This window comes from Oceanobacillus sojae, from assembly GCF_900162665.1.
In the GTDB taxonomy this organism is placed as follows: domain Bacteria; phylum Bacillota; class Bacilli; order Bacillales; family Amphibacillaceae; genus Oceanobacillus; species Oceanobacillus sojae_A.
Genome location: NZ_LT727809.1, coordinates 639,830 through 654,739, shown reverse-complemented (window position 1 = coordinate 654,739; position 14,910 = coordinate 639,830). Strand labels below are relative to the sequence as shown.

At 39.5% G+C, this 14,910-nt stretch carries 14 protein-coding genes and 1 riboswitch; of the genes, 6 read left to right on the top strand and 8 right to left on the bottom strand.

Translation table 11 applies throughout. The features are described from left to right. Window positions 1–64 precede the first annotated feature (64 nt). Window positions 65–110: riboswitch (PreQ1 riboswitch) on the bottom strand. Window positions 111–368: 258 nt separating this feature from the next. From BN1068_RS03545 to BN1068_RS03530, 4 genes are read right to left on the bottom strand one after another with little or no spacing between them, the layout of a single operon-like run. Next, window positions 369–842, bottom strand: coding sequence for a thioesterase family protein (locus tag BN1068_RS03545; RefSeq protein ID WP_077601441.1), 474 nt, complete (start codon window positions 840–842; stop codon window positions 369–371). Then, the gene (locus BN1068_RS03540) at window positions 829–1,797 is read right to left on the bottom strand and encodes a 3-hydroxyacyl-CoA dehydrogenase NAD-binding domain-containing protein (RefSeq protein ID WP_077601440.1); all 969 of its coding nucleotides are present in this window, start codon (window positions 1,795–1,797) and stop codon (window positions 829–831) included. The genes BN1068_RS03545 and BN1068_RS03540 overlap by 14 nt, the downstream gene beginning before the upstream one ends. 10 nt (window positions 1,798–1,807) lie before the next feature. After that, window positions 1,808–2,692: a beta-keto acid cleavage family enzyme gene (locus BN1068_RS03535; RefSeq protein ID WP_077601439.1), complete on the bottom strand. Its 885-nt coding sequence runs from the start codon at window positions 2,690–2,692 to the stop codon at window positions 1,808–1,810. Beyond that, window positions 2,682–3,272, bottom strand: coding sequence for a GbsR/MarR family transcriptional regulator (locus BN1068_RS03530; RefSeq protein WP_077601438.1), 591 nt, complete (start codon window positions 3,270–3,272; stop codon window positions 2,682–2,684). The genes BN1068_RS03535 and BN1068_RS03530 overlap by 11 nt, the downstream gene beginning before the upstream one ends. Window positions 3,273–3,529: 257 nt before the next feature. Here BN1068_RS03530 and BN1068_RS03525 point away from each other — a divergent pair, with 257 nt between their 5' ends. From BN1068_RS03525 to BN1068_RS03500, 5 genes are all read left to right on the top strand, one after another. Then, on the top strand, window positions 3,530–4,678 hold the full coding sequence (locus BN1068_RS03525) for a betaine/proline/choline family ABC transporter ATP-binding protein (protein ID WP_077601437.1): 1,149 nt from the start codon (window positions 3,530–3,532) through the stop codon (window positions 4,676–4,678). Between the two features lie 18 nt (window positions 4,679–4,696). After that, a complete protein-coding gene (locus BN1068_RS03520; protein ID WP_175637052.1) occupies window positions 4,697–5,338 on the top strand; it encodes an ABC transporter permease in 642 nt (213 codons plus the stop codon). Between the two features lie 178 nt (window positions 5,339–5,516). After that, window positions 5,517–6,425, top strand: a complete 909-nt coding sequence (locus BN1068_RS03515) for a glycine betaine ABC transporter substrate-binding protein (protein WP_077601436.1) — start codon at window positions 5,517–5,519, stop codon at window positions 6,423–6,425. After that, window positions 6,425–7,069: an ABC transporter permease gene (locus BN1068_RS03510; protein ID WP_077601435.1), complete on the top strand. Its 645-nt coding sequence runs from the start codon at window positions 6,425–6,427 to the stop codon at window positions 7,067–7,069. The genes BN1068_RS03515 and BN1068_RS03510 overlap by 1 nt, the downstream gene beginning before the upstream one ends. 555 nt (window positions 7,070–7,624) lie before the next feature. Then, on the top strand, window positions 7,625–9,010 hold the full coding sequence (locus BN1068_RS03500; RefSeq protein ID WP_077601433.1) for an FAD-binding oxidoreductase: 1,386 nt from the start codon (window positions 7,625–7,627) through the stop codon (window positions 9,008–9,010). A gap of 191 nt (window positions 9,011–9,201) precedes the next feature. Here the strand turns inward: BN1068_RS03500 and BN1068_RS03495 are convergent, their stop codons facing one another. From BN1068_RS03495 to BN1068_RS03485, 3 genes are all read right to left on the bottom strand, one after another. After that, complete coding sequence (locus BN1068_RS03495) at window positions 9,202–9,552, bottom strand: hypothetical protein (RefSeq protein WP_077601432.1); 351 nt, start codon at window positions 9,550–9,552, stop codon at window positions 9,202–9,204. Window positions 9,553–9,658: 106 nt separating this feature from the next. Further along, window positions 9,659–11,182, bottom strand: a complete 1,524-nt coding sequence (locus BN1068_RS03490; protein WP_077601431.1) for a plasmid pRiA4b ORF-3 family protein — start codon at window positions 11,180–11,182, stop codon at window positions 9,659–9,661. A gap of 205 nt (window positions 11,183–11,387) precedes the next feature. After that, window positions 11,388–13,259: a serine hydrolase domain-containing protein gene (locus BN1068_RS03485; protein ID WP_077601430.1), complete on the bottom strand. Its 1,872-nt coding sequence runs from the start codon at window positions 13,257–13,259 to the stop codon at window positions 11,388–11,390. Window positions 13,260–13,392: 133 nt separating this feature from the next. Between BN1068_RS03485 and BN1068_RS24145 the strand changes: the two genes are divergently transcribed. Next, window positions 13,393–13,521 (top strand): hypothetical protein, encoded by a 129-nt coding sequence (locus BN1068_RS24145; protein ID WP_260052924.1) that lies wholly within the window; start codon window positions 13,393–13,395, stop codon window positions 13,519–13,521. A 235-nt stretch (window positions 13,522–13,756) separates the two neighbouring features. On the opposite strand, the gene BN1068_RS03480 is transcribed toward BN1068_RS24145, so the two are convergent. After that, the gene (locus tag BN1068_RS03480; RefSeq protein ID WP_077601429.1) at window positions 13,757–14,149 is read right to left on the bottom strand and encodes a c-type cytochrome; all 393 of its coding nucleotides are present in this window, start codon (window positions 14,147–14,149) and stop codon (window positions 13,757–13,759) included. Between the last annotated feature and the right edge of the window lie 761 nt (window positions 14,150–14,910).

Genomic DNA, 14,910 nt, shown 5'->3' with positions numbered 1-14,910 from the left:
TTTGAAAAAGAGAATCCTATACACCCAGAAAATAATAAAAAACCATATCTAAGGCTCGATATGGTTATCCTTAGTTTTTTATAGAGGGTGTTAGCTAGAACCTCTTCTACTTCGTTTCGCAGATTTTATTTATCTTGATTACAAATGGCAGTATAACATATTTTTCCTGATGATGTTATCATTTTTACAAATGCTGAATTATTTTTCAACAGCTAATACAGTTTTACAGCATATGCTACCTGTTCTTTCGGACATAGCAAATGCTCCCTTTACCATGTTAGAGAATTTTTATATTTCTCTGTTCACAATAAAGAGAGCATATATTACCTATGCCAATACAAACATTTTGTTTCAGCCAAAAATATATTTTACTTTTTCTTGCGAATACCCATAGGCTTATTCGCTCCCGAAGGCCAATTATCTTTAGCTGTCTCCGGTAATTGTTTCATCTTTTCCTCAACAGCTTTTGGAAATGGAGAAGGACGTCCAGATGACTGATCCATGCCCATCACCATCTGTTCGCTGGTTGCAAGTATATCATTTTCTTCATTTTTCATTTCAAACCAGAGATGCATACGCTTTTCATCCTTGTTCAGAACAGTAACGTTCGTATGCAGTTCTTCATTTTCATGCGCCTCTTTTAAATATTTAACATGCGCTTCCAGGGTGAAAATAGTATAAGCATTTGCTTTTCTTCCTTCTTGGTCAAGCCCAATTTCATCCATCAACGCATCCAGACTGTAACTGAAAATCAAGGCATAGTATGCATCATTTAAGTGTCCGTTATAATCTACCCATTCAGGCAATACATGCCCCGTCCATATTTGCTTACTGTCTGTCATAGGAAAGCAGCCTTTCTGACGGCCAGAAGCCTTCTTCCTCTAAAAGCCCCATCAGTTTAATCAAGAAGCGGTCACGGCGATGCTCCAAATCTTCAATTGGTACGTCTCCGCTTTGCTGTGCAGTTCCTGAAATTACTTTTTCACTTAATTCTTCGGTCAATTCCGGAGCAACCAGGCGGGTCCACGGAAGCTTCAAAGCAGGGCCAAACTGTTCAAGCATGTGCTTCATACCGTCTTTTCCGCCCGCTAAATGAAGTGTTAAAAATGGCCCCATCAAGGCCCAGCGCAGGCCAGGTCCATAAACAATCGCTTTATCCACTTCTTCGGTTGTGGCAACGCCATCGTTGACAATATGAAGACCTTCACGCCAAATTGCTTCCATAAGCCGGTCACCAATATGGCCATCAATTTCGCCTTTCATCACAAGCGGCTTCATATTCATGCTTTCATACATTTTTTCTGCTTTTTCCATATAACTGCGCTCAGTCTGTTTTCCTCCTGCAATTTCTACAAGCGGAATTAAGTAAACCGGATTAAATGGATGTGCGACAATGACCCGTTCTGGATGATGTACACAATCCTCCTGGAGTACAGAAGGCATATAACCGGAGGTACTGGATGCAATAATCGCTGTTGGTTTAGCTGCCGCATCGACTTGTGCCAATACTTTTTTCTTCAACACTTCCTGCTCTGGAACGTTTTCCTGTATCAAATCCGCTTCTTTTACAGCTTCTTCTAAGCTGTCATAAAAGCTGAGATTTTCCTTCGCAGCTTCATCGCTTATTCCAAACTCTTCTAAAGTTGTCCAAATTTCATCTATCATTTTTTCTGTTTTTTCTTTCCCACCAGGAGCCGGGTCAAAAGCATTGACTTTATGACCGCTTGCTAAAAAGCGGGCAATCCAGCCATTGCCGATAACACCGGTTCCTAAAACTGCCATTGTTTTTTGTGCCATAGTTCACCTCTTAAGAATTAAATGTTTTTAAATTTAAATGCTCTCTTGCTTCTGCCGCTGTCATTGGATCCAGCTTCACACTGTTTAGGATGCTGACAGCTTGATCTACCAGCTGTTCATTGGTGCCAAGCACACCTTTTTCTAAATATAGATTATCTTCTAATCCAACACGAACGTTCCCGCCGAGTAAAGCAGCCTGTGCCACAATCGGTAGCTGCATGCGGCCAATACCGAAAGCAGACCAGTGAGAGCCCTCGACAATACGTCTTTTCATATATTCGATTGTTTCTGAATCAGCATCAGCGCCCCATGGAATACCAAGACAAAACTGATACATTGGTGTTCCTTCCACCAGCCCTTCGGAAATTAATTGATTGGCAAGGCGGATATGACCTGTATCAAATACTTCCATTTCCGGTTTTACGCCGCTCTCTTTAATCAGCCCGGCATGCTCGCGAAGCCAGTCTTCCGGTCCTAAATAAACCTGGTTACCAAAGTTCAGACTGCCGCAGTCCAATGTGGTGAGCTCCGGAAGCAGTTTTCCGACTGGTTCATGCCGTTCTTTCGGGGTCTGAATATCTGTTCCCGGGCCTCCTTGTGCCGGATTTTCAAGGCTAGGAACAAAGTCTCCGCCCCCGCCGGCAGTAATATTAATAATCACATCTGTATCGGATTCACGAATTCGTTCTACAGTCTCTTTAAAAAGCTCTACATCGTGACTGAGCTTACCAGTCTTTGGATCACGAACATGAATATGTGCAATTGCAGCACCAGCTTTTGCTGATTCGATAGCAGACTCCGCAATTTCTTTTGGCGTAACCGGAACATGTCTGCTTTTTTCCGTTGTATCTCCTGCGCCAGTCAGTGCGGCAGTAATAATTCGTTTATTCTTCATTTTGTTCTTCCTCCTTCTTGTTCGGGGTGATAATCGGGACATGGTTAAAAATCTCGCCACTTTCAAAAAATGCAACAAGATTATTAATCCAGTTATAGTAGGTATTCCATTCATCCAATTCCTGCTGTAATCTCTCCATTCGAACCTTTACATCTTCAGAAGAATCCTCCGTCAAGCAAGTTTCTAAATGGCGAATTTGTTCTCTGAGACGGCGTTCTAAACTGGTATTACGTTTTACAACCTCTGCCCAGTTACTTGTAAATAATGAAATAAACGTTTGCGCATAGTCGCGTTCCACATTGTAATGATCCTTGCGGCTGCCTTTCACGTATTCTTTCTCAGCGATATTCAGTGAAATCATCTGCCGCATGACTTGGCTCATTCTTGTTTTACTCATACCTGTTTCATCAGCCAGTGAATCTAATGTCATCGCCTCTCTGTTCATATAAATAATGCCAAGCAGACGGCCTACCGTCGAAGAAACGCCGAAGGTTTCCATATTATCTGCAATTCGATCTGTAAGAAGATCCTCGCAGGATTTAATTTCTTGAAGCAATTGATCGTTTGAAAGTGATGCCATCGTCAAGCCCCCTTTTTCCTGTATATGTGCCACTTTAACATGAATCAATCAAAAATGAAAAAAGCAGATCCTATAGAAAACAGACGTAAAATAAAGCAATTCTAAGATAAACCCTTCTGTATACTTTGTAAAGTTTAAATTGCACAGATTTTATGGTTTAAATCGCTATTTTCGGATTTTCATTTTTGCCTGATACTTTTTATACTGAGGAAGTCTGAAATTTAGTTTTACGGAAATAAGCAATGGAGGTGCTTTGGATGCTAGAGTTTAAAGATGTAACAAAACAGTTCGAAGGGAACGACTATCCTTCTGTTCATAAACTGAACCTAAAAGTAGAACGTGGAGAGTTTGTCGTTTTTATTGGACCAAGCGGCTGCGGGAAAACAACAACAATGAAAATGATTAACCGGTTAATTGAACCTTCCAGCGGAGAAATTCTTGTGGATGGAGTAAATGTTCTCAAGCAAAATGTTGTCCAGCTGCGACGATCCATTGGTTATGTTATTCAGCAAATTGGATTAATGCCTCATATGACAGTAGGAGAAAATATTTCTCTTGTAGGGTCCCTTTTAAAATGGAATAAGGAAAAACAACAGGAACGGGCAAAAGAACTTATTTCGTTAGTTGACCTGCCTGAGGATTATTTAACCCGTTATCCTCATGAACTAAGCGGTGGGCAGCAGCAGCGGATTGGGGTGCTGAGAGCTTTGGCTGTAAATCCCCCATTAATTTTAATGGACGAGCCTTTTGGTGCACTCGACCCGATCACCCGTGACAGCTTACAGGAGGAGTTTAAAAAGCTTCAAAGGGAAATGGATAAAACAATCGTTTTTGTAACGCATGATATGGATGAAGCGATAAAGCTTGCTGATAAGATCGTTATTATGAATAAAGGTGAAATCGTACAAGCCGGTACTCCGGATGATATTTTACGTCATCCCGCTAATGAATTTGTAGAAGACTTTATCGGAAAAGACCGGTTATTAGAAAGCCGCCCGGAAGTAACGCGTGTCGAACAGATTATGAATCCGAATCCAATTACGATAGAAGAAGAAAGCAGTCTGAAAGAAGCAATTCAAAAAATGCACGCAAAACGCGTGGATTCCCTATTAGTGATTGACGGGGCAGGAATTTTAAAAGGCTACGTCGACATTGAAATGATCGATTCAAACTATAAAAAGAAAAATCAGGTTTATGAAGTGATGGATACTGCAAAATATGCCGTGGATAAAAACAGCCTGCTCCGGGATACGATGTATCGAATGCTTCGCCGCGGCAGCAGTTACGTACCCGTTGTGACTGATAATAATAAGCTGGCGGGAATTGTAACAAGAGCAACGCTTGCAGATATGGTGTATAACACTATCTGGGGTGAGGAAACAGCTGAAGGCAGTGCAATTGAATAATAAAGGAGGCAGCAGAGGATGCAGACAATGATGGATACACTCTCATCCTATGGATGGGATTTGTTAGATAAAACGGGAGAGCATTTATACATCTCTATCGCCGCTATTGTTTTAGGCGTACTGGTTGCTGTTCCACTGGGAATTTTACTGACACGGATACCAAGTAAAACAGCAGACCGGTTTATATCGTTCGTAGGCATATTGCAGACCGTCCCGAGTTTAGCTATTTTAGCTTTTTTAATGCCTTTTCTGGGTGTAGGCGTTGTACCTGCGATTATTGCTTTGTTTATTTATTCTGTACTTCCCATACTTAGAAATACGTACACTGGCGTTATGGAAGTAAATGCAAGTTTAAAAGAAGCAGGAAAAGGCATGGGAATGAGTACCTTTGAGATTATTCGAAAAGTTGAACTGCCGCTGGCTTTGCCTGTCATTATGTCCGGCATACGATTTGCAACAGTTTACCTGATTGGCTGGGCTACACTGGCAGCATTTATCGGCGGCGGCGGTTTAGGCGATCTCATTTTCGATGGTCTGAATCTGTATAAACCTGAATTGATTGTTTTAGGTACGGTTCCGGCAACGATTTTAGCTTTAATTGCTAATGGGCTATTATCACTCCTTGAAAAAGGATTAACACCTAAAGCTTTGATAAAGTGAAACTTTATTCAGTGGGGTTTTTCTTAGCATTTCCCACTGAATATTAGTTGAACCAATCGGGCCGTTACTGGCTGTTTGATCTCCCACATAGAAATTTCGAGTTTTCTCTGTGTTAGGAGTGGGAGTCTTATAGCCAGTTGCACTGCGAGAAAAACTGTATAAAAAGGAAGGATAATATATGAAGAAATTATTGCTGGTTCCCCTTCTTTCGGCATTTCTTCTTTCAGGATGCGCACTGCCAGGTCTCAGCGGTCCTTCTGAAAGTACCGTTCGAATTGCAACCTTAGATACGGTAGAATCCGAAATATGGGGCAATATTCTATCTCAGATGATTGAGTACTATACTGATTTAGATACGGAGTTAGTAACAAATCTGGGATCAACTATGGTCCTGCACCAAGCAATGATGCAGGATGAAGTAGATATTACCGCTACCAGATATACAGGAACGGATATTGCAGGTGTCTTAAATTATGAAGATGTTACAGACCCTGAGGAGGCAATGGAAATTGTCCAGCGGGAATTTGACGAAAAATTTGATCAGACATGGGGTGACTCCTACGGTTTTGAAAACAGTTATACCATTTCTGTTACACAGGAATTTGCAGATGAAAATGGAATTACACACGTAGATGATCTGAAGCCCTTCGCTGATGATATGAACTTTGGAGTGGATAACGCATGGGTAAACCGTTCAGGTGACGGCTACGAAGCTTTTACAGAGACACACTTTGCTTTTGGTAATGTTTATCCAATGGCAATTGGTCTCGTGTATGAAGCTGCTGCATCTGGGAATATGGATGCGGTACTTGGCTACTCCTCAGACGGAAGAATTGCCGCTTACGATTTAAAAGTACTGGACGATGACTTCTTCCCTCCTTATGATGCTTCTCCTGTAGCAAGAAATGAAATCCTGGAGAAAAATCCGGAGATTAAAGAAGTAATGGACAAGCTGAGCGACACAGTAACGACAGAGGATATGCAGGAAATGAACTACCAAGGTGATGTGGAATTAGTCAGCCCGGCAACCATTGCCCGCGATTTTCTGGAAGAAAACAACTACTTTGAAGATAAGGAGGGGATGTAATGAGCATCTGGGAACAATTCACAACCTATGTATCTCAAAATGGTTTTTACATTTGGACAGAATTTTACCGCCACTTTTTAATGGCTGCCTACGGTGTTCTTTTCGCTTCTATTGTTTCTATTCCAATCGGCGTTCTGATCGCCAGGTATGGTAAACTAAGCGGATGGGTGCTGACACTTGGAAGCATCATTCAAACCATCCCTGTATTAGGATTTATGGCTATTACCATGGTTGCGATGGGACTTGGAACGACAACCGTCATTACAACTGTTTTTTTCTATTCCCTATTGCCCATTATTCAAAATACCTATGTAGGGATAACCGGGGTTGATCAAACAGTGAAGGAAGCTGCTTATGCTTCTGGAATGACACGATTTCAGCTGTTGTTCAAAGTAGAATTGCCTCTTGCGGTCAGCGTAATGATGGCGGGAATCCGTACAGCGCTTGTTGTCGGCATTGGTGTTGTAGCAATCGGAACGTTTGTTGGTGCAGGAGGTCTGGGCTCCATCATTGTACGCGGTACAAATGCAACGGATGGAACAGCGATTATTTTAGCAGGTGCTGTCCCTACAGCATTGATGGCCATTGCAGCAGATTTAATTATGGGTAAAATTGAAAGAATGCTAAATCCAGTGAAGAATTAAAATAAATAAAAATGATAACATCCCTTTATGTTCATCTAAAAGCAGTTTTATGAATTCATAAAGAGGTGTGAAAAATACCATCTGCTCAGCATAAGCAGGTGGTATTTTGCTGTTTTCATTATTACCCAACTTTCGCATCTAAAAAAAATAATTTATTTTTCATAGAGACAGGTGTTAATCGTTCCTTCCTCCTGCCTTTTGACAAAGCATAAACTCTTTCTGAAAGAAGGTAACGTGGAAGACCTCCGCTGCAGCGGACCGTTTTGCTTTCGACGTACAAATGTTTTCGATGGGGCGAGTAATCGCAAAAGCTCTTCGGTGGGACGAGTAACCGCAGTCCCAGGACGTTGCGATCTTAGGCTGCCCAGTGGCATGCTCCTCAGCTAACTTTTCCACTCTCCCCTCTGCGATAAATTATCCTGTCAAAGCTTAAAATTCTTTTACTATTATTGAATTAATCTGAAAAGGATTTATAATGAGTATAATATATTAAATGATATAGTTACTTTATGTTCAATATGGTTTTCAATTCTTACGAAGGAAAGGAGCAAGAAAATGGAACAAGTTATACAAGCTTTAAGTACAAGATTATCAAGTGATCAAATATCCACGAATGACACAGTGAAAGAACTACATAGTAAAGATGAAACCTATCATCAGACAAGTCTGCCTGATGTCATCGTGTTTCCAAAATCAACAGAGGAAGTTTCCTTTATTATGGAGGTTGCCCAGAAATTCCAAACTCCGGTAACCCCTTTTGGAGTCGGTACCAGCTTGGAAGGTCATGTTATTCCTTACCAAAACGGGATTACGATTGATTTTTCATTAATGAATCAGATTCTGGAAATAAAAGAAAGTGATTTACTTGTAAAAGTTCAGCCGGGAGTGACAAGAGAACAGCTGAATAAAGAATTAAAGAAGTATGGTCTTTTTTTCACTGTAGATCCTGGTGCAAATGCCACTCTTGGCGGAATGGCAGCAACAAATGCAAGCGGTACCACTACAGTAAAGTATGGCGTTATGCGTGATCAGGTCCGGGATATGGAAGTGGTGCTTGCGGATGGCAGCGTGATTCATACAGGGAATCTGGCTGCAAAGTCCTCTTCCGGTTATCATTTAAACGGGCTTTTCATCGGTTCTGAAGGTACGCTGGGCTGTTTTACCGAACTCACACTTCAGGTCTATGGAATACCGGAGCATATTGTTGCTGCCCGGGCTACTTTTCCAAGCCTTACTAACGCGATTGAAGCTGTAACCTCTATTTTACATGCGGGGATTCCCATCGCAAGAGTTGAGTTTGTTGATGAAGCTTCCATAACACAAATTAATACATTCAGTGAGACGGATTATCCTATTAAGCCAACTCTTTTCTTGGAATTCCATGGAAATGCCTCTGGTTTGCAAGAAGACCTTGCATTTTCACAGGAAATTATGCAGGATCACGGCTGTGATAATTTCAGCTCGGAAACAGATAACGCTGCCCGTAACCATTTATGGGACGCACGTCACAATTTAGCATACGCATATATTCATGGCCATGTTGGTAAAAAAATGATGCTGACAGATGTCGCAGTTCCCATTTCTGAACTGGCAAATTCCGTTATTTATGCTGGAGAAGAATTAGAAAAACTGAATATCCCTGGAGGTATTTTGGGGCATGTCGGGGACGGAAACTTCCACTCATTAATTATGATCGATATGAAGAACGAAGAAGAAGTAAAAAAAGCAAAGCAATTTAATGAGAAAGTAGTGCGTTATGCTTTAGAGCGCGGGGGAACCTGCACTGGTGAACACGGTGTAGGTATCGGAAAGAAACCATATCAGCGTGAAGAGCACGGCGCAGCTCTTGATGTCATGATAAATATTAAAAAAGCATTAGATCCAAATAATATACTGAATCCATCGAAAATTGTAGATGTTGATAATAGGGTTAATCTATGAAATGCTTGAGAAGGTAAGAGCTCTGGCAGGCAAGTATTTTGCTATTCCTGTCATTATTGCAGCTGTTATTTCGTTTATCTTCCCTACTGTGAAATAAAGATTCAATGCCAAAATAAACCTATAAAAACTGTCAGTTGAAAAAATCAGCTGACAGTTTTTATAGAGCAGTTAAACCGGCAGCATTCTAAGTACTAACTGCTTTTTGGTTTACGTATAATACCCAATATTCCGGCAGCAAAATAAAAGAAAGCTCCAACAAAAGTTCCGCCTTGCGTAATAAACAAGGAAACTGCTGCAAAAATGATTAACATCATGCTGGCAGTTTTGGCCTTCTTGTCCCCCTTAAACCAAATAGAGGCAAGGACACCGATAATGATTGCTATTCCCATCATTCCAAAACCGATGGTAACCCCCTCTAATAGTCCACCCATACTATTCGATTCTGCATATGCCTTGTCTATTGCTTCCATATACATTCCAACTAAAAATACATAGAACAGCCCGCCAATAATCGTTAAGGTTATTTCTATAGACCTGTTCATATAATTACGCTCCTATTCTTTGTTTAACTTGTTTTTCAAACTACACCAAAGAAATGGATGCTTTCATATTTTTGAAGTAACTGAACTGCGAGTGTTCTCTATTTCCTTAAAACGGACCATCCTCCGACATCATCATTTCGACAAATTGTTCAACACCCTCTAATTCATCTGTTTTGATTAGAGGAATCGATATTTTATCAAAAAGCGGCTCCGCATTTACAGCAAAGAAATCATCGATCATATAAATTGTTTTCGGTAAAACTTCTATTTTATCAAAAAGCTGATAGATTGCCTGCTGTACACCTTCTGCATAATAAACTGATTCTGCTAAATCATAATGAAGAACTGCTCCTGTTTCATGTTCAACAAGGATAAGAATATACGGAAGAAAAGGTCGTGAATCTGGAGTGTTCTGTACTGGTTCGCCCATTTGAATCAATGCCAGTTCTACTTCTTTTCCACCTGCAGACTCTGCCTTTTTCCTCATTCGTTTCCATTCTATTTCAGATATATCCAGCTCTAAAACAGGTTCTTGCAGGGCTTCTTCAATCAATTCATCCGTTGATAAGTATATTAACGCTTCATTTTCATCAATGGCAAGCATGGTTCCCCCAAAGCTCGGAACCTTTTCAGACAGGTTTTCCGTATCTGAAAGAAAAGTATCCAATTTTAATAGAATTTCCGTTAAAAGGAGACACTCCTCCTGGTTAATCCTCCACGGCAATTGATCCGGAATCATACTGACAAAAGAAGGCCATTGATATTTCCCGCGATATTTTCTGCCCAGTTTTTTTATTAACTCATATTCTTCTTCATCCAAATCATCCCGGTTATTAAAATCGACCGTGACGGAGTATTGATTAAAAAGAAGTGCAGGGTTGTCTTCATATGGATCTGAATCTATAATATCAAAAAACGATAATAAACCTTTGGAGCCAAGGAAACAGGTAACGCCATAGCTCTCTCCTGCATTCCCCATAATGGAGCAATAGGCATAATCATTTATTGCTTCTGACCAGATGGCAATTAATTGATCATCATAAAGCTCCAGCCATGGTTTTTTATTTTTCACCTGATCCGCTGCATCAAATAATTCATTCCATTCTTCTTCATCCGGTTCTGTTTCTTCTGAAGCCTCGAAAAACCAGTCATCATAAAATTCACTAAACTGTTCATTAATATATTCAGCAAGTTCCTTATTCGCCATTGGTTCTACATTATACTCCATAACAAATTCCTTATCCTTAAGTGAATTGCCTTCAGCGGCGAAACAAAATGGCAAAGGTAAATCCATTGGTAAATCTGCTTTTTGTTCTAATATAATTTCATGATACCACCGGCTGCCCTCTGCATCGTTTATATAAGTCATCCGGTCACCAATATTTTTCAAAAACTCTGCTAAAGTGACCTCTTCTTCATCGAAAGCAGATTCACCTATAAACAAATTCTCTTCTTCTGAACCAAATCGTTGATCACCCTGTAAAAAAAGATGTGAAGCCGTATCGGGCCATGCAAACGCTATTTGTAAATAGATATGGAATTCTTCAAAAGTTGTCTCTTCTGATACGATCAATGTCCGCCATACAGGTTGTTCCATGTTTTTTATACTAATTTTTACTTGAAGAGCCAAGAAAACACGTCCTTTTTCACTATATTTTCAGTTTACGAGCTTTTTAATCTAATTCTTATTTTCAAGATAGCTCTTCTTCTGGCAAAATGCAACCATTTCTATGCAAAAGCTGCGTAAGAACAAGACAACGAAGTAATCATCAGTCTTCACAAAAGATCAGAGCTTCCTTTCTTATTTCCGGCAATTTAAATCAGACAGCTTAAGCTTATGAATACATCTGCCAAATCATCAACCAGACAATAAACAGAATACTGCTGATGCAAGTCAATGCATATCCAATCTTCTGCACCTTGGACAGCTGCGTTTTACTCCACAATACAATCACTATAATAACGGAAATAAAACTGGCAACAGAAAAAACATAATTTCCTATAAAATGAGGAAGCAATTCTGAATACGCCCGCATTGGTTTACTTAACATACGTATAATTAACACTGCTATATTTAATGCCAGGGCAGTGCCTGAAAGTGTCAAAATCCAATTCCATTTTGTAACCGCCAATATTTTTTTCTTTCTTCTCTTTTGTATAAAAGCCATTACTGCTAGGATAAACGGGTTAATTAGAAAGTAAAGCATGCACCAAATAAATAACCCTAAGCTGATAAATAAGAAGGCTTTACTTTTATCCATCGGGAGATAGTCAGCGTATGTTGTTGAAATTTGGGCTATTTTTCCATCATTCTCATGAAAATACATCACATTGCTTGGTATAAAGACATCATCTCCACTTTTTAACTTATAGACATATGGACTTGTTTGTGTATAAACAGCTTTAAAACCTGCCATATCCAATTCAATTTCCTCATCATTCACAGCTTCTACATGCAATGGTGCAAGGTATGCGTATAGATTCATAAATCCGTTATATGTACGGCGTGCCGACAAATAAGATCCTTCTACCTTCGACGCCGCCGGAAGGTTTTCCTGTACGGTATAATCTCCCCTGCCCACCAATTCATCTGTCAGGCCAAATAAAAGGTCGATTTCATCTGCCTGGTTGGTTAAAATAATAATGGCAAAATTATCTTCTGGTACAATTTGCATATTACTGGAATAAGCAACCGTATTCCCTGAATGTGTTAAACCTCTATACTTGCCATCGTATTCCCAAAAACCGTGTGCGAGTCCCGGAACTCCTTCTTCAGGAGTGTAGCTTGTTGCAAGCAATTCAGAAACTGTGCCGTTTTCCAGAAATAAAGAAGTATCCTCTGACTCAGGCAGCATCAAAGCCTGCGCAAACTTCGCCAGGTCAGCTGCAGTTCCATTTATTCCTCCACTGGGATACATGGAAATATAAAAAGGATCCGATTCTATAAAGTCACCGTTCTCTCCTGAAAAATACCCTTTTCCTTTATGAAGTGCCATTTCCTGATTATCTTCCACAGGCAGATGCATGGTTGAATGATCCATTTCTAATTCTTCAAAAATATGTTTATCCACATATTCATAAAATGGCTGGCCGGTTATTTCTTCAATAATATAAGCTGCTAAAGAAGTAGAGTAATTGGAATAAGCAACAACCTCGCCAGGCTTAAAAACCTGCTCCGGCTCCGCTATTTTCAAGACTTCCTCCAAGGAAACCAACTGCTCTGGGGAATCGAATAATAAATCAAAAATATTCTCTTCAAAGCCTGCGTTGTGATGCATTAAATTTAAGACGGTAATGGGTTCATCATAATTTAATTTAGTCAAAAAACCGTCCGGTAAATAGTTTCGTATATCCTCCTCCAAATCCAGTTCTCCCTGCTCAGCGAGCTGCATGGCAGAGACCCAGACAAATAATTTGGTAATCGACCCCCATTCCAGAACGGTTGTCTCCGGATCCATCGGAATTTGATTCTCTACATCTGCATAACCGTATCCTTTAGAAAAGACAATCTGGTCGTCCTTGATAGCAATAATTGCTGCACCGGCTACGGTATCTCCGATGTATTCTTCTGCATAATTATCTATAAATTCCTCCAGTTCATCCATCGGTATCCCTGATGGCGTTGAATTTTCCGCTGCCGAGAAAGGATTAGGAAAACATAGCCATAATAAGAATATGTAAAGAAAAATGCTGATTCTTTTTATCATTTTGTTACCTTCCCTCTGCTTTTATATACAAATTCTGTATTTATCATATCATTAAAGAGATACTTTGACAGTTATTATTTAAAAAATTCTAATAATTTTAAGTGTTTTCTATTCAAAATAGCAGAGCTTTCGAATGGAAAACCCCACTTTTTTCGATAATGGTGTATCCGATGAAATATATGAACAACTAAAAGCAGAATTAAAAGAAGAATTACATATAAAAAATTCATTTAACCCGTTTGAGGAAGCAGTATTTCAATAATATACTTCTTTAAACCTTTCCAATTCAAATCGAATCTGTATTGTAGTCTAACCTATTAAGTAAAAACAGCTTTCCCCTTTTTTTCTAATTCAGTGTATTTGCATATCGCATTTCTTTGTAGCCCTGTAATCAATTATCAGGAAAACCGAAAAAGAAGCTCCCTTTATCGTGTTAGAACTCTCTTTCTGCTATAAAGGGAGCATTTCAATGTATACTTGTAATTTTTCAGTACATATTACTTATGTTCACTTAACCAATTAGTCAGTTCATCCAATTCATCGTCTTCAAGATCTTTAAAAGCTGGCATTCCTCCATCTGTTCCATTTTCAACAATGTCAGCAATCTCATTCTGAGAATATTTGCTGCCGATTTCTGTTAAATCCGGGCCGCTTCCTCCTGCCATATCCTGACCATGGCAGCCGGTACAGTTGTTTTGAAATACTTCTTCTCCCGCTTCAACGCTGGCAGATTCTCCATTTCCCTCATCATCTTCATCACCTGCCGGCTCTGTTTCCGTCTCTCCTTCACTCCCTGCATTATCAGCGTTTTCATCCTTGCTGTCTCCTCCACAGGCTGCTAATGCGCACACTAAAATCAAGGCTAATAACATGAGATAGAACTTTTTCATTTTAAGTTACCCCCTTTTAAATAATTTTATTTTCAATTTTCATACTACTCTTTTTTTCTTTTGAAATCTACATATTTGCTTATAGGTACAGATTCAAAATACCTGCTGAAAATTACTCATTAAATCCTTTCTATTCTGTAATATTTTCAGTAAGATTAATACATAATATGCTTCCCCTGCTGAGAAAAGAAGATGTCATTTCTCTTTTTACAGGGCTCTGTCCATCAATTTATATAAATATTCGTAGTATTCACCCTGATAATAGTCAGGCAAAATGAACTGTATATTTTCCAAACAAATTGAATCTTTACTGTAAAAAAACCAAGAAAATCATTTGGTCTTTAAAAAACCTGTGTTCTTGCCAAGGAGATGTCCGCCACTGCGACGGTTTTCGGTGGGACGAGTAATCGCAGTCCCAGTCCCAGTCCCAAAACGGAAGGAAGTTCGGTTAAATTCGCAACGTCCTGTCGCAATCCTATTTAAAGATGATAAATATTGAAGAAGAGTATATACTTGTTATGGTGTTTAGAAGGGAATGCGGCCATCTCCTTTTGTTTTATACTGAAAGGATGGTTTTTTAGTTTGTTTAAATGAGATTGTACCGGTTATACCCATACAAACTTACCTGCTGGTTTACCGATGAAGCAATACATATACCACAGCGTTCAAATACTTAAAAATCACTTTAACTATGGCATGGTAGAAATTATTGTTCAAAATAGGCTGACCGCTGTAAATAAAAGCAAATGATAATGACATAC